The sequence below is a fragment of the Novosphingobium malaysiense genome (assembly GCF_000802225.1).
Lineage (GTDB): Bacteria > Pseudomonadota > Alphaproteobacteria > Sphingomonadales > Sphingomonadaceae > Novosphingobium > Novosphingobium malaysiense.
This window is the reverse complement of record NZ_JTDI01000002.1, coordinates 483597-502836: the sequence shown is the minus strand read 5'-3', so window position 1 is coordinate 502836 and position 19240 is coordinate 483597. Positions and strand designations below refer to the sequence as shown.

Genomic DNA, 19240 nt, shown 5'->3' with positions numbered 1-19240 from the left:
CCGCAGGCTGGAGCCAATAGGAGAGATACTTTCAACTTCGAAGGTTTTTGCGGCCTAACGGTTCTCAGGCGGGGCGGGATCGGCTTCTCGCGGTTGCAAAATTTTGGCCTATCTCTATTATATGCGCCACACCGATAACGGACCAACTGTAGCCAAGCACACACAATGTGCTTCGGAGGATGAAGCAATTTTAAATTCGGAAGCGAGCGAATCAAGCTCTCAGGAAGAGATTGAGAGCCCTAAACGAACGACCGACTGCGCAGGTCTCACCATGCGCAGTCCTACCGCTGAGGATGGCCCGGCCATCACGGCTCTGATCGCGGCATCTCCGCCGCTCGATCCCAATTCCGCGTATTGCAATCTTCTGCAATGCAGCGATTTCGCCGACACGTGCGTCGTGGCCGAAAAGGACGGTCGCATCGTGGGCTGGATTTCGGGCTATCGCCCGCCGTCTCATCCGGAGCGCATCTTCGTCTGGCAAGTCGCGGTCGACAGTTCGGCCCGCGGCATCGGCCTTGGCGGACGCATGCTCGATGAGCTGATCACCCGACCGGCCGTACGCGGCGCAACGACGCTGACGACCACGATCACCGAAGACAACCCTGCATCCTGGGGTCTCTTCGGCGGCTTTGCCCGGCGCCACGGCGCCGAACTCACCAAATCCGAGCGCTTCACGCGCGACGCGCACTTTGCAGGTGCGCACGACACCGAGTGGCAGGCAAGCATTTCGCCGCTGCCCACCGCTCCGTCCAATTGAACAGGGAACCATCCGACATGACCAGCACTCCCAAGCCGAGCGCCAAGACGCCCGACACCAAGATTTATGAGCGACGCGAATCCGGCGTGCGCAGCTATTCGCGTTCGATGCCCCGCCAGTTCAACAAGGCGCAGGGCGTCTGGATGCATGGCAACGACGGCAGCCGTTACCTCGACTTCCTGTCGGGCTGCTCCTCGCTCAACTACGGCCACAACCACCCGGCCCTGAAGCAGGCGCTGATGGACTACATCGCCGCTGACGGCGTGACCCATGCGCTCGACCTCTACACCGACGCCAAGGCCGAGTTCCTCGCGACGCTCGAGGACGTGATCCTCAAGCCGCGCGGGCTCGACTATCGCGCGATGTTCACCGGCCCGACCGGCACCAACGCCGTCGAGGCGGCGATCAAGCTCGCCCGCAAGGTCACCGGCCGCGAAACGGTGATCGCCTTCACCAACGGCTTCCACGGCATGACCCTTGGCGCCCTCGCCTGCACCGGCAACGCCGGCAAGCGCGGCGGTGCCGGCGTTCCGCTCAGCCATGTCAGCCACGAACCCTACGACGGCTACTACGGCCCGGACGTGGATACCGCGGACCTGCTCGAGCAGCGCCTCGAGGACCCCTCGAGCGGCCTCGACGCTCCGGCGGCCTTCCTGGTCGAGACGGTCCAGGGCGAAGGCGGTCTCAATGCCGCATCGCCCGAGTGGCTGCGCAAGATCGCCGCGCTCGCCAAGAAGCACGGCGCTCTGATGATCGTCGACGACATCCAGGCCGGCTGCGGCCGCACCGGCGGCTTCTTCAGCTTCGAGGACATGGGCTTCAAGCCCGACATCGTCACGCTGGCCAAGTCGCTTTCGGGCATGGGTCTGCCTTTCGCGCTGACCCTGTTCCGCCCCGAACTCGACGTGTGGTCGCCGGGTGAGCACAACGGCACTTTCCGCGGCAACAACCACGCCTTCGTGACCGCCACGGCCGCCCTGAAGGAATTCTGGGCCGATCCGAAGTTCGCAGAAGACGTCGCCCGTCGCGGTCGCATTCTCGAAGAGCGCCTCGACAAGATGGCCAAGCGGCATGGTCTTTCGACCCGCGGTCGCGGCATGATGCGCGGCATCAACGTCGAAACCGGCGAGATTGCCGACAAGATTACCGGCACCTGCTTCGATGAAGGGCTGATCATCGAGACCAGCGGTGCGCACGGCGAGATCGTCAAGGTCCTCGCCCCGCTCGTGATCGACGACGAAACCTTCAATGCCGGTCTGGACATCCTCGAGGAAGCGATCGCGGAAACGATCGCGCCCGTCGATGCTTCTGACACCACCGGCGCCAAGGCGGACAGCAAGCTCGGTCTCGCGGCCTGAGCCCCTGTCCCTCGAACATCCAAGGAAACGAAAAACAATGATTGTTCGCAAACTCAAAGAGATCCGTCAGGGCGACAAGAACATCAAGTCCGACGGCTGGGAAAGCGCGCGTCTCCTGCTCAAGGACGACGGCATGGGCTTCTCGTTCCACGTCACCACGCTCTACACCGGCGCGGAACTGCACATGCACTACCAGAACCACCTCGAATCCGTGCTGATCCTCAAGGGCAACGGCACCATCGAGGACCTGGGCACGGGCGAGACCCACGAGCTTCGCCCGGGCGTGATGTACGCCCTCAACGATCACGACAAGCACATCGTGCGCGTCGAGAACGAAATCCTCTGCGCCTGCGTGTTCAATCCGCCGGTGACCGGCCGCGAAGTCCATGACGAGACGGGAGCCTATCCGGCCGACACGAGCGAAGACCGCGAGCCCGCACTTTCCGAATAAAATGCTGATAAAAAGGGGGTAGAAATGTACGATCTCTATCCGACCCGAACCACGGGCGAGCCTCACCTGCTCGCCCGTACCGAACCTGTTGCGCGGCGTGCCTGGGAACCGGGCGCGCCTCTCACGGCCACGCAGATCGAACAGTTCGATCGCGACGGCTTTCTTGTCATGGAGAACGTGTTCTCCGAGGACGAGATGGCCGTTCTGCAGGCCGAGACCGGACACCTCCTGTCGGACCCGACCGGCCTCAAGGACGAGACCGTCGTTGCCGAACCCGAAAGGCAGGAAGTCCGTTCGATCTTCGAGATTCACGGCCAGAGCAAGCTGATGGCGCGCCTGGCCGCCGACGAACGCCTTGCCGGGGTCGCGAGCTATCTGCTCGACGACCAGGTCTACCTTCACCAGTCGCGGCTCAACTACAAGCCGGGCTTCCAGGGCAAGGAGTTCTACTGGCACTCCGACTTCGAGACATGGCACGCCGAGGACGGCATGCCGACCATGCGCGCCTTGTCGATGTCGGTCCTGCTGGCCGAGAACACCCCGGACAACGGGCCGCTGATGCTTATCCCGGGCTCGCAGCACGTCTATGTCTCCTGCGTCGGCGAGACGCCGGAAGACCACTACAAGCTCTCGCTGCGCAAGCAGGAATACGGCGTGCCGCCAGAGGATATCCTGACCGAGCTGGCCTACAAGCACGGCATCTACGCACCGACCGGAAAGCCCGGAACGGTGCTGCTGTTCGACTGCAACACGATGCACGGCTCGAACGGCAACATCACCCCCTTCCCGCGCTCGAATGCGTTTTTCGTGTTCAACGCGGTGAGCAACAAGCTGGTGGAACCTTTTGCCGCCGCCAAGCCCCGCCCCGATTTCATCGCCGCGCGCGAGGTGGAGCCAATCGTGCCCGTGAAGGGCAAGCTGCATGGCGAAGGAGTACATGCATGACCGGTAACCATTCAGTCGAAAAAATCGGCGGGACCTCCATGGCCGCCACCTCGACCGTCTTCGACAACGTCCTGATCGCCGGCCGCAAGGGTGCGGACCTCTACAACCGCATCTTCGTCGTTTCGGCCTATGCCGGGATGACCGACCTGCTGCTCGAGCACAAGAAGAGCGGCGATGCCGGCGTCTATGCCCATTTCGAGGGCAACGAGACGTCCGGTGCCTGGCGCGATGCGCTGGAAAAGGTCCGCGAAGCGATGCGCGAGCGCAACGGACAGATGTTCGTGCGCAGCGAAAGCCTCGAAGAGGCCAACCGCTTCGTCGACGAGCGCGTCAAGGCGCTCGAGGCCTGCCTCGACGACCTCGACCGCGTGCGCAGTCACGGCCGCTTCTGCCTCAAGGAGCAGATGATTACCGTCCGCGAGATGCTGGCCGGGCTGGGCGAAGCGCATTCGGCGCATTCGACCTCGCTGCTGCTGCGCGATCGCGGCGTCAACGCGGTCTTCGTCGACCTCACGGTGTGGAACCACGAGGATCTGGTCAGCCTCGACGACCGCATCAGCGACGCACTGGGCAAGATCGACCTTGCCACGCAGATGCCCATCGTCACCGGCTATGCCGGCTGCGAGGGTGGCATGGTGCGCCGCTATGCCCGCGGTTATTCGGAAATGACCTTCTCGCGCATCGCCGTCATCACCGAGGCGAAGGAAGCGATCATCCACAAGGAGTTCCACCTGTCGAGCGCCGATCCGCGCGTCGTGGGTGAGGACAAGGCCAGCAAGATCGGCCGCACCAACTACGACGTGGCCGACCAGCTCGCCAACCTCGGGATGGAAGCGATCCACCCGCGCGCCGGCCGCGGCCTGCGCCAGTCGGGCATTCCGCTGCGCGTGCGCAACACCTTCGATCGCCACGACGAAGGCACGCTGATCTGCGGCGACTACGTGTCGGACAAGCCGCGCGTCGAGATCGTCACCGGTCTCGCCTCGATGCAGGCGCTGCAGTTCTTCGAGCAGGACATGGTCGGCGAGAAGGGCTACGACGCCAAGATCCTCGAGGTGCTCACGCGGCACCGGGCATGGATCGTCAGCAAGAGCTCGAACGCCAATACCATCACCCACTACCTGAGCGGCACCAGCAAGGCGCAGATGTCCCGCATCATCGCCGACCTCGAGGCCGCCTATCCGGGTGCTGCGGTTTCTTCGCAGCCGGTGGCGATGGTTTCGGCGATCGGCAGCGACCTGTCCGAACCCGGCCTCGTCCCGCGGGCCCTCACGGCCCTGGCCGATGCCGAGATCGACATGATCGCCATGCAGCACCAGATCCGCAACGTGGACGTGCAGTTCATCATCGGCAGCAAGGATTTCGAGCCGGCCGTGCGTGCCCTGCACGAAGCGCTGGTCGAGGATGCCGAGCAGATCGGCCGCGCAGCGGCCTGATAGTGCCACAACGGAAGCAAGCCCGGGCGCAACACTTTGCGTCCGGGCTTTTCTGTCTTTACCCCTAACCTCCATGCTTCAGGCCATCCTTCCTGTCCGTAGCCTCCTGATCGCCATCTTCATGTTGATGGCGGGCGGCGGATTCATGAACACGCTCGTCAGCGTCCGGCTGGAACGGGCCGGCAGCGGCGCCCTGATCATCGGGCTTGTGGGAACGGCCTACTTCGCCGGCCTGGTCATCGGCGCACTGCGGGTGCCCGCCCTGATCCGGCGGGTCGGTCATATCCGCGCCTTTGCCGCATTCGTCGCCGTCATCAGCGCGTCGACGCTCGTCTACGCGGTATACCGCCACCCCCTGCTGTGGGGCGCACTGCGCTTTACCGACGGCTTCTGCCTTGCCGGCGTCTACATCTGCCTGGAAAGCTGGCTCAACGAACGGGCCGAACCGGAAACCCGCGGCTCGGTGATCGCCGGATACATGATCGCGCTCTACGGCGGGCAGGCGGTCGGCCAGTTCCTGCTCGGCCTGGGCGAAACGAACCGGGCCCTGCCGCTCCTCATCGCCTCGATCCTGATAACGCTGGCCTCGATCCCCATCGTCCTGACCCGCATCATCGCGCCGCTGCCGGACGAGGGCGGGTCGGTCCCCTTCCGGGAACTCTACAAGGTCTCGCCGCTCGGCATCGTCGGCGCCTGCCTGACCGGCGTCATGCTGGGTGCCTTCTATGCCCTCGGCGCGGTCTATGCCCGCCGGCTGGGCATGAACCTGTCGGCCACGGCACTGTTCATGAGCATGGTCATCCTCGGCGGCGTAGCCCTGCAATGGCCGCTCGGCCGGCTCTCCGACAAGCTGGACCGACGCAAGGTCATCGTCTTCAGCTTCGGCGGCACGCTCGCAGCCAGCCTCGCGATTGCCTTGCTCGATCGCTCGGGGGTGATCCTGCTGGCGCTCGGCGCCCTGTTCGGCGGACTGAGCTTCGCGCTCTATCCGCTGTGCGTCGCCCACACCAACGACCACCTCCAGCCCGAGCAGCGCGTCGCCGCGAGCGGTGGCCTGGTCATGCTCTATTCGCTCGGCGCGGCCGCCGGTCCGTCGGCCGGCGCCCTTGCCATGTCCGTCGGTGGGGCCATGGGCCTGTTCCTGTTCATCGCGCTGTGCGCCGGCGCGGCGCTGGCCTTCGGCCTCTGGCGCCAGACGCAATCCAAGCCGGTTCCTGCAGAGCAGCAGGAGGACTATGTCATCCTGCCGCGCACGACCGCAATGTCCGCCTCGCTTGACCCGGTGGCGCCGGAAGACGCGCCCGACCTAGAAGGGAATTCCACGTGACCACCCACGGCCACCACGATCATCACCACGACATCGGCGCCGATGTCCCCAGCGGGCATCCTGAAGCGACGCCGCCCGGCGTCCTTCACCGCGCCATCGCCGCATCGGCGATCGGCAACGCCACCGAGTGGTTCGATTACGGCATCTACGCTTACGGCGTGACCTATATCTCGGCAGCGCTGTTTCCCGGCGAGGCCGCCGAGGCCACGCTCTTCGCGCTTGCCACCTTCGCGATCTCGTTCCTCGTGCGCCCGCTGGGCGGCTTCTTCTGGGGACCGCTGGGGGACCGTTATGGCCGTAAGGCGGTGCTGGGCATCACCATCGTCATGATGGCGGCTGCCACCGTGGGCGTCGGCCTGATCCCCTCCTACGATACCATCGGCTTCTGGGCGCCGCTGCTGCTGGTGATTCTGCGCATGGTGCAGGGCTTCTCGACCGGTGGCGAATATGGCGGCGCGGCGATCTTCATGGCCGAATACGCGCCAGATAAACGGCGCGGCTTCTACGGTAGCTTCCTCGAAGTGGGCACGCTCGCCGGCTTTTGCGGCGGCGCGCTGCTGATGCTCGGCTTTTCGCTGCTGCTGGGCGACGACACGATGCAGGCCTGGGCCTGGCGCCTGCCCTTCCTGCTGGCGGGGCCGCTCGGCTTCGTCGGCGTCTACCTGCGTTCGCGCATGGCCGAAACGCCGCTGTTCCGCGAAGTCGAGGAAATGCACTCCGAGGAACCCTCGGCCAAGGTTGAATTCCGCCACCTGCTGACGCTTTACCGCACACCGCTTCTGGCGATGGGTGGCCTCGTGGTCGCGCTCAACGTCGTGAACTACACCCTGCTCAGCTACATGCCGACATACCTCGAACGCCGCCTCGGCCTTTCGACCGATGCCTCGCTGATGGTGCCGATCGCCGGCATGCTGTTCATGATGGTGCTGCTGCCCTTCGCCGGTGCCCTCTCGGACCGCGTGGGCCGCAAGCCACTCTGGCGGGTTTCGCTGATCGGCCTGCTGATAGGCGCGATCCCGCTCTACATGTTCATCGGCACCGGAATGACGAGCGCAGTGATCGGCTTCATCATTCTCGGCCTGCTCTACGTGCCCCAGCTCGCGACGATTTCGGCGACGTTCCCGGCCTTCTTCCCCACGCCGGTGCGCTTTGCCGGCTTCGCCGTGGCCTACAACATCTCCACCTCGCTTTTCGGCGGCACGGCGCCCGCGCTCAATTCGTGGCTGATCGACGAGACCGGCAATGCGCTGATGCCCGCCTACGTGATGATGGCAAGCTGCCTCGTCGGTCTGCTGGCCCTGCGCTACACAAAGGAAAGCGCCGGCAAGCCGCTACGCGAGATCGGAGATCCGCCGCCGTCACACGGGTGACGGCGGTCGGCTATCACTGCGGTTCGGGCTTGGTCCGCGCCGGACGCTTGGGCTTGGCTGTTTCCCCCGAAGCCGCCTTCGTCGTCTTGCGCGCAGCCGGTTTCCTGGCTGCGGTTTTCTTCGCCGCCGGTTTTTTAGCTGCCGGCTTCACCTCTGCGGGCTTTTCGGACGCCGGCTTCTCAGGCGCGGGTTTCTTGGCGGGCGCCGCTTCGCCAACAGCCTTTTCCGGCGTCGCGAACACGTCCTCACCCTTGGCTTTGCGCCCCATCGAGTACTTGTAGATGACGTAAGCGGATGCACCGCCGACCGCCCACCTGAGCAGCTTCATCGCGTATCCTCTCGTTAGCTGTAACGCGAGTGTAACGCGGCGATCAGCCTTCGGCCACCCACTCGCGCCGCAGCGCCGGACCGGCCAGCGCCATCAGCACCGCGGCAATCAGGTAGAGCCCGAGCGACCACAGCATCGAATAGCGCAGCGCCTCGGTGCCGTAGAGCGGCGTCAGCGCGGTCGAGAACGCGCCGAGCGCGTAGATGCCGCCGCCGAGGCCGATGAGGTTGTTGATGAGCAGGAACAGCGCCGAGGCGGTCGCGCGCGCGGGCGGATCGACCAGATGCTGCACCGCGCTCGTCACCGGGCCGAGCCAGACATAAGCGAGCGCCTGCGGAACGAGGAACAGCAGGAAGGCAAAGAGCACGCTCGAGGTCCAGATGCCGCCCGCGAAGAGCGGCACCGCAACGATAAAGGCCGTGGCCGGCACCCAGCCGTAGAACGCACGGTCGCCGGTGCCGAGCTTGTCGGCCAGCGCCCCGCCCGAGAGCACGCCCACGGTCCCGCCGAGCAGCAGAACCGCGCCGATGAACCACGAGGTATGGACGAGGTCGAGGCCGAAGCTGCGCTGCAGGAGGCTCGGCAACCAGAAAGCCAAACCATAGCCGAGCATCGAGCTGGACGCGGCGCCGAAGCTGAGCAGCCAGAACGCCTTCTTGCGCGCCAGCACCGCGGCCACCGCGCCCAGCCGGACCGAAGGCACCATGTCCTCCCCGGCAGCGGGCTTGGGCTTGTCGCGCACGACCATGCGGAACAGCGGCGCGATCAGCAGCCCGGCGAGACCGACGACGAGAAACGCCGCGCGCCAGTCCACCCGCGCCGCGACATAGCCGCCCGCCAGCACGCCCAGCGCCGAGCCGAGCGGAATGCCGAGCGAATAGACCGACAGCGCAAAGGCCCGGCGGTGGCTGGGAAAGTGGTCGCCGATCACGGCATAGGAGGGCGCGACGCCCCCCGCCTCGCCCACGCCCACGCCGAGGCGCGCGAGGAAGATGTGCCAGAAACCCTGCGCCAGACCGCAGACAGCCGTGAACAGACTCCACACCACCAGCGAGCCGGTAATGACCCATGAGCGGCTGGTGCGGTCCGCGAGCGAAGCCAGCGGCACGCCGAGCGTCGAATAGAGGATGGCGAAGGCCAGACCGCCGAGCATGCCCATCTGCGCATCGTTCAGCCCCAGATCCGCCTGGATCGGCGCCGCAAGGATCGCGAGGATCTGCCGGTCGACGAAGTTGAACACATAGACGAGCAGCAGCATCGCCAGAACCAGATTGGGATTTGTGCTCCCTGCCCGTTTCGTCGTGTTCATCTCAGGTCACATGGTCCTTGCAGAACGCCTCGATCGCGGCGAGCGCCACCGGCTCGTCGAGAATGGGGGCATGGCCGACGCGCGGCACTTCGACGCTGGCATAGGGCCCGGAGTGCCGCTGCGCCATTTCGCGTTCGGTTTCGCGGCTGAGCAGATCGGACAGCTCTCCGCGCACGACGAGGACAGGAACCGCATCGAGCAGGTCCCAGAGCGGCCAGAGATCGGGCGGCACGGTCTGCGGATCGTCGCCCGCAATGCTTTCCGAGATCGCCGGATCGTAGGCGAAAACGACGCTACCGTCCTCCTGCTCACGGCAGGTGCGCTTTGCGAAGGCCAGCCAGTCCGCGCTCCCGAAGTCGGGAAAGGCCGGCGCATTGACGGCGCGGCAACGGGCGGCGGCCTCGGTCCAGTCCGCCATCGGGCCGGAGGGGCCGACATAGCCCTGAATGCGCGCGATCCCGGCCGGATCGAGCACCGGGCCGACATCGTTGAACACCACGCCCTGCGTCATGCCCGGCTGCAGTGCGTTCATTACCATGGCCATGAGCCCGCCCATCGAGGTCCCGATCCACCCGGCGCGCTCGATGCCGAGGCCGTCGAGCAGGGCCAGCATGTCCTGCGCATAGACGTCGGGCCGGTACTGCGCGGGATCGGGATCCCACTCGGACAGGCCTCGCCCGCGCTGGTCGGGCACGATCAGGCGGTAGCGCCCCGCAAGATGCGCGGCGAGCGGTTCGAAGTCGGCGCTGTTGCGGGTGAGGCCGTGCATCACCAGCAGCACCGGCGCTGCGGGATCGGCGGCCGGATAGTCGCGGGCGGCCAGCTCGAGCCGCCCGCAGGCGCTGCGATAGCGATGGTCGCGGTATTCCATGACCATGAATTCCTTTTCAGGCGTGAACGGCTGGCGGGCTTCCCGGGGGATGTGAGGGAACGGGAAGCCCGCCAGTCGGAACCGGATCGCTCCGGCTCAGAGTTCCAGCGTCGCGGTCACGAAGACCTGGCGCGGATTGCCGTAGAAGGCGGTCAGCGTGCCTTCGGTACCGAGCGTCGGCACGAGGCCGCCGGCACCGTCGGGCGCGACGAACGAGTAGCCCGAGGTCTTGTACTGCTTGTCGAACAGGTTCTTGCCGTGGACGCCCAGGCTCCAGAGGCCGCCCGGTGCGGTGTAGACCAGGCTGGCGTCGACGAGCGCATAGCCCTTCTGGTCGATGTAGGGGTTGGGAACCTCGAACTGGTAGGTCTTCGAACGGTAGGACACCGTCGAGCTGAACGAGAGGTCGCCGTCGCCCACCGGCGTGTCGTAGGCCAGCGTCGCGCTGCCGGTCCACTTCGGCGTGTTCTGGATCTCGCGCTGGTCGGCCACATCGACCGGGCCCGTTGCCGAGTTGGTGATGTATTCCTTGTAGCGCGCATTGATGTAGCCGAGCGAGCCGGTGAAGCTCAGGCGGTCACCCATGGCCGCGAGATCGCGGGCGAGGCGGGCATTGGTCTCCAGCTCGAAGCCGTCGATCTTGGCCTTGCCGGCATTGGTGATCACGCCGCAGAACGTGGCCACGCCATTGACGGTGCAGCCCTGCGAACCGGGGATCTGCACATCCTTGTAGTCCATGTGGAAGGCCGCCACGGCAACGTAGAGCCCGCCGTTGAACAGGTTGCCCTTGTAGCCGATTTCGTAGCTGTCGACCGATTCCGGACGGAAGCTCAGGTAATCGGCGACTTCGCTGTCCTGCCGGACACCGTCGCCGTTGAGGTCGGGCGCGTTGACGCCGACGCCGCGCGGGTCGAAGCCGCCGCCCTTGAAGCCTTGCGAGAAGCTGGCGTAGATATTGTGCTCGGGCGTGGGCTTGAAGCTGAGCGAGGCGCGCGGGGTGAACTTCTTGAAGGTCGCCTTGCCCGAGAAGTCGGTGCTGGGATCGCCGAAGGGAACGCCGAGGCCGCCGAAGACCGGTGAACCGCCGCCGAGGTAGTTCTGGCGCAGGATGTTCGCCTTGCGCTGGTCCCAGGTGTAGCGGCCACCCAGCGCGAGGCTGAGCTGGTCGGTGAAGTCGAGCGTGACATCGCTGAAGACCGCGAAGGTCTCGGTATCGACATCGGCCTGGGTGAAAGCGGTGAAGCCCGGGAAAGTCGTGAACAGGCGCACGTCGAACTGCGTGTCCGCCTTGGCCGACAGGTAGTAGGCCCCGATCAGGCCCTGGAACATGCCGCCGCTGTCGTAGAGGAGCTGGAATTCCTGGCTCGTCTGCTCGTTGCGGTAGAAGGCCGGCACGTCGAGATCGACTGCGGGCAGCGCGTCGAAGTCGATCGGCGAGGCCGAGTGGTCCTTGCGCCAGGCGCTGATCGAGCGGAGCGTGAAGGCATCGCTCAGTTCGGCAGTGGCGTTGATCGAGAAGCCGTAGGCCTCGACGTCCTGCTTGGGATCGGTAAGGCCGCCGCGCGTGTCGTAGACGTCGTCCAGCACCGGCGCGCCCGAGGTGTACCCCGGGATCAGGCGGTGACCGCCGCGCGCGTTCGACTTGTCGCGGGTGTAGTCGCCCGAAATGCGGATCAGCACCGGCTCGCCGTAGCCGCCGAGTTCCATGGTTCCGCGCGCGGCCCAGATGTCCTTGTTGTAGTTGTCTTCGCCGGTCGTCAGGTTCTTGCCGAACCCGCCGCGCGAGAGGCGCGCCACCGAGCCACCGACGCGCACCAGATCGCTGATCGGCGCCGAGGCGGTGACGACGGCATCGGCCTGGTCATAGGTGCCGTAGGTCGCGCGGACCTTGAGGTAGGGCACGTCGGACAGCGGCTTGGTCACGTATTTCACCGCGCCGCCGATGGTGTTGCGGCCATAGAGCGTACCCTGCGGACCACGCAGCACTTCGATGCGCTGGACGTCGTAGATGTCGAGCACGGCCGCCTGCGGACGGTTGAGGTACACGTCGTCGAGATAGATGCCGACGCCCTGCTCGAAGCCCGAGACCGGATCCTGTTGGCCGATGCCGCGGATGAAGGCCGACAGCGTCGAGTTGGTCCCGCGCGAGGGCTCCAGCGTCACGTTCGGCGTGGTCTGGGCAATGTCGGTGACATCGATCGCGCCCGACTTGGCGAGCTGGTCGCCGCTGAAGGTGGTGACGGCGATCGGCACGTCGACCAGCCGCTCTTCCCGGCGGCGGGCGGTGACGATGATCTCGCCGCCTTCCTGCGGCGCCTCGGCTGCCGGCGGCGCATCCTGCGCCATGGCCGGAACCGCCAGACCGCCGGCCATTGCCAGCACACTCGTACCAATCGCGAAAACACGCGCCTTACGCATCACTCGGTCTCCCAATGAACCTTGTCGTTGGCAGCCCTCATATTGATACTTGAACCATGTTTCAACTTTGAATGTTTGCCATGCCGTCGATCTGCGTATAGCTGTGGCTTCGTGACCACAGCAGATGCGCGCGAATCGACCCCATCGAGCAAGGCTCCACGCACCGAACGCGGGCGCAAAACCTTGCGCAAACTGCTCGATGCGGCAGCCATAGAATTCGGCGAAAAGGGCTTTCACGAGGCATCGATCACCGGGATCACCCGTCGCGCCGGAACGGCGCTGGGCAGCTTCTACACCTACTTCGATTCCAAGGACGAGATCTTCCGCGCGCTGGTGGACGACCTCAGCGGCAAGGTCCGCGAGGCCGCGCGCGACGCCCTGCAGAGCGAATTGCCTGCGCTGGAAACCGAACGCGCGGCCCTGGCCGGCTTCCTGAGCTTCGCGCGCGAGCACAAGGAAATCTACCGCATCATCGACGAGTGCGAATTCGTCGACCCGCAAAGCTTCCGCCACCACTACGAGACCACGGCCCGGCGCATTCACGAGCGCCTCGAGGAAGGCATGAACCGGGGCGAACTGCGCGAAGGCCTGGGCGAGGCCCACGCCTGGGCGATCATGGGCATGAACGTGTTCCTGGGCCTGCGCTATGCGGTGTGGTCGGAAGAAGCTGCGCCCGAAGAAGTGGCCGAACTCGCCAACTCGATCCTCCGCGACGGCATCGCGCCACGCTCCTCGAACAAGGGCTGAGCGCCCTCCCCCGCCAAGACCGGGTGCCGCTGCAGACAGGCTTCCTGCCTCTGAAAGATTGACTCCGCCCGCGATCCGTTTCTAGACACTTGTCTAGTTCCGTAACGGAGCGGGAGAGATTTCAGCGATGACCACCACCGACCCGGCCGACATGATCCATCGGCCTCTCTTCAACGCCGATGTGCTGGCCAATGCGCTCAACACCGGCGGCAGCCGCCCCCTGCTCAAGCAACTCGAGGGACCGACCCTGTCGGTGGCCGACGTGCGCGAAGAGACCAGCCGGTTCATGCAGGCTCTCCAGGCGGTGGGCGTGGAAGCGGGTGACCGCGTGTCGCTGATCGCCCCGAACATTCCCGAGTGCCTCCATCTCACGCACGCGCTGCAACTGCTTGCCGCGCTCTATGTCCCGATCCATCCGCTCTCGGCCCTTTCCGACCAGCTCAACGTGATCCGCGACGCCGGCGTGAAGGTCATGCTCTTCGATGCCGATCGCTTCGAAGGCCGCGCCGCCGAAATCCAGCGCGAAGTGCCCGATATCCGCCTGCTGGCCATCGGCCGCAGCGAATTGGCCGACGACATTCATGAGCTTGCTGCCAGCTGCACACCGCAAAAGCTGATCCCTCCCCAAGTCGACGAACACGACGTCACGCGTCTGGGCTATTCGGGCGGCACTACCGGCAAGCCCAAGGCTATCCCGAGCTGCCAGCGCTCCGGGTTCCTCACCGGCCTCTACATGCAGGCGGTATGGGAATGGCCCGAAAAGCCCAATATCCTCTCCTGCGCGCCCCTCACCCACGCAGGCGGCGCCATGTTCATGCCCGCCCTGCTGCGCGGCGGCACCTTCCTGATCCTGCCGCGTTTCGATCCGCTGCAGGTCATGGAAATGATCGAGACACACCGCATCAACTGCATGATGCTGGTGCCGACGATGATCTATGCGCTGCTCGATCATCCGCGCTTCGACGAGTTCGACCTCTCCAGCCTCGAGACGATCTTCTATGGCGCCTCGGCAATCAGCCCGGCCCGGCTCAAGGAGGCGATCGAGCGCATCGGCCCGGTCTTCGCGCAGTTCTACGGGCAGGCCGAAGCGCCGATGGTGATCAGCTACATGCGCAAGGCGGACCACGTCCCGAACGACCTGAACCGGCTTGCCAGCTGCGGGTTGCCGAGCCCGTGGATCCGCCTCGAACTGCACGACAGCGAAGGCAATCCGGTGCCTGACGGCGAGCCGGGCGAAATCGTCGTGCAAGGTCCGCTGGTGATGGACGGCTACCGCGATCCCGACCTCACCGCCGAGGCTTTCAAGGGCGGCTGGCTGCATACCGGAGATGTTGCCGTGCGCGATCCCGACGGTTTCCTGCGCATTGTCGACCGCACCAAGGACATGATCATCTCGGGCGGCTTCAACATCTACCCGCGCGATATCGAAAACGTGATCGCCGAGCATCCCGCCGTTGCCGAAGTCGCCGTGATCGGCGTCCCGCACGAAAAGTGGGGCGAAGCGGTCCACGCCGTAATCGTGCTCAAGCCCGGCACGAGCGCCAGCGAGGAAGAGCTGTGCGGCCCCGTCGCCGCGCGCAAGGGCAACTACCAGGCGCCAAAATCGGTGGCGTTCGTCGAGGCCATTCCGCAGACGCCCGTCGGCAAGCCCGACAAGAAGGCCCTGCGCGCGCAGTATGCGGAAAAGATGAAGGCCTGAGCCCCAACGTCGTCCCAGCGAAGGCTCGGACCGCTGACAACATTGCGCCACGTCGAGAGCGATCCCAGCCTGTGCTGGGATGACGGTCTCTGCCGTTAACTTTTGCCCCCGGCCAGTCCTGCGACGGGACGCTACCGGGTCCGCACTGGCGATTTACCCCGTCTTAGGCGATGATGCTGCAAGGTAACGCGGGGATTCGCCTCGGAAATCGCCAAGGAATGGGCCAAGTGGACGGACGCATCTTTCTCGCCTCGGGCTTTGTCGCCCTCGCCGCCGTAGCCGGCGTGCTGATCATGGCGGCGTCACCATCGACACCGGAACCGGCTTCGCTGGCCGAAGCGAATGTCGCGGCGACCAAGGCTGCCGAGCCTGCAGCAGAAGCGGCTGCGCTCCTATCCAAGCCCGAACCGAAGACGGAAGTCGCCGCCAAGGACGAGCCTTTCGTCATCAAGCGGATCCTGCCGATCGACGGACCGATCAAGTACGGCGAGTGGCACTGGGACGACACCAACGTGCCCGACGGCCCCATCGTGATCACCGTCGACCTCGACGCGCGCGTGCTCTCGGTGTTCAAGAACGGCTACGAAATCGGCGCGACCGCCGTGCTGCTGGGTACCGAAGACAAGCCCACCCCGCTGGGCGTGTTCCCGATCACCCAGAAGGACATCGATCACGTCTCGAACATCTACACCGGCGCGCCGATGCCCTACATGCAGCGGCTGACCGACGACGGGATCACGCTGCACGGCTCGAAGGTCGAGCTCGGCTACGCCAGCCACGGGTGCATCGGCATGCCCAATCCGTTCGCCGCCAAATTGTTCAAGCTGACCAGGCTGGGCGACAAGGTCTACGTTACCCGCGGCAAGCAGGTCGGCCTCGGCGACAACCTTGAAGGGTCTTCGTAACCCTCAGGTCTTGCGCTTCGCCGCCCTGACGGGCGCTTTGGCGAAACTCCACCCGCCCGCATTGGGGCGCACCACCAGATTGCCGATCGAGGCAGGACGGCCTTCCGCAAGCGCGTCGTAGAGGCGCGCTACGCCGCTACCACGCGGTTCCTCCCCATCGAGATCGTGCACGATACGCGCGATCACCCGCAGCACCACGGCGCGCGGCGCTTGGGGCCGGTACCTGAGGCCCATCGGCTCCTTCTTCACGCAGGAGCGCCACTCGAGCGCGGCCATCCAGTCCAGCGCATCGTCTGCCTCGGCAAGATGGGCCGCGCTGCGGGCGACGGCATCGACGTCCAGCCATTCGGCCTCGGCGAGGGCCTTGCGCATGCGCACCCGGTCGAAGCGGTCGTCGCTGTTGCTGGGGTCCTCGGCTGCGGTCAGACCCGCCGCGCGGACGACATCGCCCAGTTCGGCGCGGCGCCACTCCAGCACCGGACGCAGCAGCGGAATCGCGGTGCCCGGCACTCTCCCCCTCGCCCGTGCGCCGGCGAGCCCGGCAACGCCGCTCGCCCGGTTGAGCCGCATCAGCAGCGTCTCAGCCTGATCGTCGGCCTGATGCGCGGTGGCGAGCGCGGCAAGCCCGCGTTCCTCCACCCACTCGGCCAGCGCCGCATAGCGGGCCGAGCGCGCTTCCGCCTGCAGATTGCCCTCGGCGACATCGACGGGAAGGTTCGCGTGCGGCACGCCCAGCCCCTTGCAGATCCGCGCGACTTCGGCCGCTTCGGCCCCGGCTTCTGGACGCAATCCGTGATCGACCGTCGCCGCCTCGACCCGGCCCGGGAGGGCGGCATGGGCCAGCACCAGCAGGGCAAGGCTATCGGGCCCGCCGGACACGGCGAGCCCCAGTTTCATCGCGTCTTCGTCGATGCTTTCCGGCCAGAGCGCTTCCAGACCGGCGCGAAACCGATCCAGAGCGTCCTCGGTCAGGCCGAGATCAGCTGCAGTTGAGCCCATTGCGCGTGGAATTGTAGAGGCTCTCAAGGCGCCCTGCGGCCTCGGTGGCATAGGTCTCGCTGAACTCGGCCAGAGCGATGCAGGCGCGCTTGGTGTCCTTCATCTGCTTCATCGCGACGGCCAGATAGAGCAGGCTGTCCGGCGCGCGTTCGCCACGCTTGTCGGTCTGGTAGTTCTGCAGGAACCACTTGGCCGCCTCGCCGGGGTTGCCGTCATCAAGATAGGCGCGGCCCAACAGGTTGCGCCCCCAGCTCGCACGGCGGTGCTTGGGGTATTTTTCAAGGAACAGCTTCAGCTGCTGCTCCGCCTCGGGATAGAACTTCGCGTCCCACAGGCGGTAGCCATAGACGTATTCGTCATCCCCGGGATCGTCGGTCTGCGGCTTGACGATGGCCTGCACGGCGGCAAGGCGCGAGGACGAAGGCGGAGCCGGCTTCGTTTCCACCGGCTTGGCAGCGGGAGCAGTGGGTGCCGGCCCTGCCGAGGCGCCGCCCGACATGGCATTGAGGTTGGACTGCGCGGCGGGCTGGGCGCTCTCGCCGGCAGGCGTGGTGGACGCGGTGGGGGCTGCCGCTGCCGGCGGCAGACCGCCGCCCAGCTTCGCTTCGAGCTGGTCGATGCGGTTGGTGTTCAGCTCGATCTGCGCCGTAAGCTTCGCCATCTGCGCCTCGACGGCGTCCATGCGGGTCAGCAGGTCGGTAACGGGCGTCGTCGCAGGTTGCCCCGGCACGCTGCTCGGGGTCGGCGTGGCCGAGATTTCCGGCTCGAAGAACTTGCCGTCCGGGCCGGGGAAGACCTTGCGCTGCAACGCGCGCACTTCCGCCTCGACCTTCTTCAACCGCGAATCGACGTTCTCCTGCGCCATCGCGGGCACCGCGCCCGCAACCAGCATCGCGCCTGCAGCCGCAGTCGCCAGCAAGCGTGCGAACCGCATACCGCCAAGTGAAGCTTTCATCACCAATACCACTCCGTATCACAGCATTCCCGGGCCATCTGGCGCCTTTCGCTGGCAGAAGCCGACCGAACGGGGAATTAACCAAGGTGTTGCAGCAAGCGCCGGCGCCTGTCGAGGCGCGGCTATTGAGAATCCGTGGAAACCGGCGACGGGGACGGTGATGGCGTCGCGGTCGCGGCACTCGGGGCCGGGCTCGGCGTCGAAGTCGCAGCCGTCGCCGTGCCCGCGGGCCGAACCGTTGCCGGCACGCTGGACGTCGCCGTTGGCTTGGGCGCCGGGCTCGCCGTCGGCGCGGGCGCCGTCGCTGACGGTCGGGGCCGGGGATTGGGCGTCGGGCTCGGCGTCGGGGCGCGGCGGGTCGCTGTCGGGGACGGCGCGGGATCGGGCGCCGCCGTTTGCCGCGGGGCGGGGCGAGGCGCAGGCCGCGGGGCCGGCGCTGCCGATGCTGCCGTAGCGTTCGGATCGGCACGGCCCAGCAGGTCGGCCGGTGCAAGCGAGATTCCCGAGACCGTCCTGGGCTCGGTGGCGAGCGGCGGAAGCACCTTGCCGCCGACGCTCACCTGCAGGGCATCGGGCCGCCCGGTGCGCAGTTGCGGCGCCTGCGCATCTTCGGGCACCGTCCAGCTTTCCGCCTTGGCCAGTTCCTTCTGCAGCAACTGCCGGCCGTTGCCATCGGTTACCCGCAGCCAGACGTGGTCTGCCGTGGCCGTAAGCACGACCGGCCTGTCCGCCACCGGGGCCTGCTGAGCCGCGGGGGCTGCAGTCGGGCCCGGTTGGGGCGCGGCCGTCTGTTCGGCCACGAGATCCGGCAATTCGCCTTCGGGCGAGAGGAAATTGCTCCAGAACAGCAACAGCACGGCAATGACGATGACGGCCGCACCGGCGGCAATCCACGCCAGCCGCATCGGCGGCACCCGGGCCGGATCGCCCGGTTCGAAGCTGGGTTCGGGATTTGCGTGGTGGGCTTCTTCGGCGTCGAGATGGCTGTGCACGTCGGCTGCGACCTCGGCTTCGTCGAGGCCGAGCGCGCGCGCATAGGCCCGCGTGAAACCCACGGCATATGTACGGGCGGCGAGGTCTCCGAAACGATCCTCCTCGATGGCGAGGAGATGGCGTTCGGCAATCTTGGTCTGGGACGAAATATCGGCACGACTCAGCCCTGCGGCCTCGCGCGCTTCGCGTAACCGGCTACCGGCAGTCTGAGGATGACCTGCCTCGCCCTGACCATCGACGTTCTCGCTGTCCATTCGGCTCCCGAAATTTATGGCTTTTCTGAAATACGTGGGCAGAACACAACCAAACCCTCCTGCGCCTCAAAGTCAATCGCGCGCCGGGAAAACCGTGGATTATCTTGTGGTCTGTGCA

At 66.0% G+C, this 19240-nt stretch carries 17 protein-coding genes; 10 read left to right on the top strand and 7 right to left on the bottom strand.

Annotation, left to right across the window (positions count from 1 at the left end; genetic code table 11):
* Positions 1-271: 271 nt before the first annotated feature.
* From ectA to LK12_RS07290, 7 genes are all read left to right on the top strand, one after another.
* Positions 272-757 carry a diaminobutyrate acetyltransferase gene (gene ectA / locus LK12_RS07320; protein ID WP_052223241.1) on the top strand — a complete coding sequence of 162 codons (486 nt, stop codon included), beginning with the start codon at positions 272-274 and terminating at the stop codon, positions 755-757.
* Between the two features lie 17 nt (positions 758-774).
* Positions 775-2115, top strand: coding sequence for a diaminobutyrate--2-oxoglutarate transaminase (gene ectB, locus LK12_RS07315; protein ID WP_039281130.1), 1341 nt, complete (start codon positions 775-777; stop codon positions 2113-2115).
* Positions 2116-2152: 37 nt separating this feature from the next.
* Complete coding sequence (locus tag LK12_RS07310; RefSeq protein ID WP_039281126.1) at positions 2153-2566, top strand: ectoine synthase; 414 nt, start codon at positions 2153-2155, stop codon at positions 2564-2566.
* Between the two features lie 24 nt (positions 2567-2590).
* Complete coding sequence (thpD, locus tag LK12_RS07305) at positions 2591-3511, top strand: ectoine hydroxylase (protein ID WP_039281124.1); 921 nt, start codon at positions 2591-2593, stop codon at positions 3509-3511.
* Positions 3508-4947 (top strand): aspartate kinase, encoded by a 1440-nt coding sequence (locus LK12_RS07300; protein WP_039281122.1) that lies wholly within the window; start codon positions 3508-3510, stop codon positions 4945-4947. Before thpD ends, LK12_RS07300 begins: the two co-directional genes overlap by 4 nt.
* Positions 4948-5020: 73 nt before the next feature.
* A complete protein-coding gene (locus LK12_RS07295) occupies positions 5021-6274 on the top strand; it encodes an MFS transporter (protein WP_039281121.1) in 1254 nt (417 codons plus the stop codon).
* Between the two features lie 32 nt (positions 6275-6306).
* Complete coding sequence (locus tag LK12_RS07290; RefSeq protein ID WP_039281706.1) at positions 6307-7644, top strand: MFS transporter; 1338 nt, start codon at positions 6307-6309, stop codon at positions 7642-7644.
* Positions 7645-7657: 13 nt separating this feature from the next.
* Here the strand turns inward: LK12_RS07290 and LK12_RS24895 are convergent, their stop codons facing one another.
* The 4 genes from LK12_RS24895 to LK12_RS07270 form a co-directional block, all read right to left on the bottom strand.
* A complete protein-coding gene (locus LK12_RS24895) occupies positions 7658-7972 on the bottom strand; it encodes a hypothetical protein (RefSeq protein ID WP_052223240.1) in 315 nt (104 codons plus the stop codon).
* Positions 7973-8015: 43 nt separating this feature from the next.
* Complete coding sequence (locus LK12_RS07280) at positions 8016-9281, bottom strand: spinster family MFS transporter (RefSeq protein ID WP_039281119.1); 1266 nt, start codon at positions 9279-9281, stop codon at positions 8016-8018.
* 1 nt (position 9282) lies between these two features.
* Positions 9283-10152 carry an alpha/beta fold hydrolase gene (locus LK12_RS07275; RefSeq protein ID WP_039281699.1) on the bottom strand — a complete coding sequence of 290 codons (870 nt, stop codon included), beginning with the start codon at positions 10150-10152 and terminating at the stop codon, positions 9283-9285.
* A gap of 96 nt (positions 10153-10248) precedes the next feature.
* On the bottom strand, positions 10249-12570 hold the full coding sequence (locus LK12_RS07270; protein WP_039281116.1) for a TonB-dependent receptor: 2322 nt from the start codon (positions 12568-12570) through the stop codon (positions 10249-10251).
* Positions 12571-12681: 111 nt separating this feature from the next.
* On the opposite strand from LK12_RS07270, the gene LK12_RS07265 reads away from it, so the two are divergent.
* The 3 genes from LK12_RS07265 to LK12_RS07255 all read left to right on the top strand — a co-directional run bounded on the left by LK12_RS07265 (position 12682) and on the right by LK12_RS07255 (position 15921).
* A complete protein-coding gene (locus tag LK12_RS07265; RefSeq protein ID WP_039281114.1) occupies positions 12682-13317 on the top strand; it encodes a TetR/AcrR family transcriptional regulator in 636 nt (211 codons plus the stop codon).
* 127 nt (positions 13318-13444) lie between these two features.
* Positions 13445-15016, top strand: a complete 1572-nt coding sequence (locus LK12_RS07260) for an AMP-binding protein (RefSeq protein WP_039281112.1) — start codon at positions 13445-13447, stop codon at positions 15014-15016.
* A 227-nt stretch (positions 15017-15243) separates the two neighbouring features.
* Positions 15244-15921 carry a L,D-transpeptidase family protein gene (locus LK12_RS07255; protein WP_039281696.1) on the top strand — a complete coding sequence of 226 codons (678 nt, stop codon included), beginning with the start codon at positions 15244-15246 and terminating at the stop codon, positions 15919-15921.
* Positions 15922-15924: 3 nt separating this feature from the next.
* Here LK12_RS07255 and tilS read toward each other — a convergent pair whose 3' ends face one another.
* From tilS to LK12_RS07240, 3 genes are all read right to left on the bottom strand, one after another.
* Positions 15925-16920, bottom strand: coding sequence for a tRNA lysidine(34) synthetase TilS (tilS, locus tag LK12_RS07250; protein WP_039281109.1), 996 nt, complete (start codon positions 16918-16920; stop codon positions 15925-15927).
* Positions 16901-17875 (bottom strand): tetratricopeptide repeat protein, encoded by a 975-nt coding sequence (locus LK12_RS07245; protein WP_231568267.1) that lies wholly within the window; start codon positions 17873-17875, stop codon positions 16901-16903. The genes tilS and LK12_RS07245 overlap by 20 nt, the downstream gene beginning before the upstream one ends.
* A 122-nt stretch (positions 17876-17997) precedes the next feature.
* On the bottom strand, positions 17998-19122 hold the full coding sequence (locus LK12_RS07240; RefSeq protein WP_039281104.1) for a helix-turn-helix domain-containing protein: 1125 nt from the start codon (positions 19120-19122) through the stop codon (positions 17998-18000).
* Positions 19123-19240 lie beyond the last annotated feature (118 nt).